We start from the raw sequence: 439 nt of genomic DNA, 5'->3' as shown, positions 1-439 counted from the left end.
GCAGCGCGGCGTCCTGGCGGAAGCGGGCCGCGACGACGGTGGGCGGGAACGGCACGGCCGCGTCCAGGCGTCGGCGCAGGGCGGCCAGGACGCGCGGGGCGGAACGCATCAGGCCGCCGGTGACCGCGATCCGCTCCGCGTCCACGGTCACGGCGAGATTCGCCACATGGCGGGCCAGTTCGTCCAAGGCGTCGTCGACCAGGGCCCGTACGCCCGGTTCTTGGGCCGTGAAGAGCCAACCCGCGTCCGTGTCGCGGCCGAGCAGTTCGGTGCCGCGCGCGGCGAGCCCGCTGCCCGACACGTACTCCTCCAACGGCGCGTGGCCTGCGGCGAATCCGACGTCGTGTCGGTCGCGCAGAAGGTAGCCGATCTCGCCCGCCGCGCCGTGGGCGCCGGCCAGGACCCGGCCACCGACCACGAGCGCGGCGGCGATTCCGGT

1 protein-coding gene is annotated in these 439 nt (G+C 75.6%); it reads right to left on the bottom strand.

Annotated features, from left to right (window positions below; all coding sequences use genetic code 11):
- A partial coding sequence (locus GT354_RS04275; RefSeq protein WP_161354811.1) for an ROK family protein occupies positions 1-439 on the bottom strand: 439 nt, incomplete at both ends.

The sequence above is a fragment of the Streptomyces sp. SID3343 genome (genome assembly GCF_009865215.1).
Taxonomy (GTDB): domain Bacteria; phylum Actinomycetota; class Actinomycetes; order Streptomycetales; family Streptomycetaceae; genus Embleya.
The sequence above is the reverse complement of the archived record's forward strand: the minus strand, read 5'-3'. Positions and strand labels throughout refer to the sequence as shown.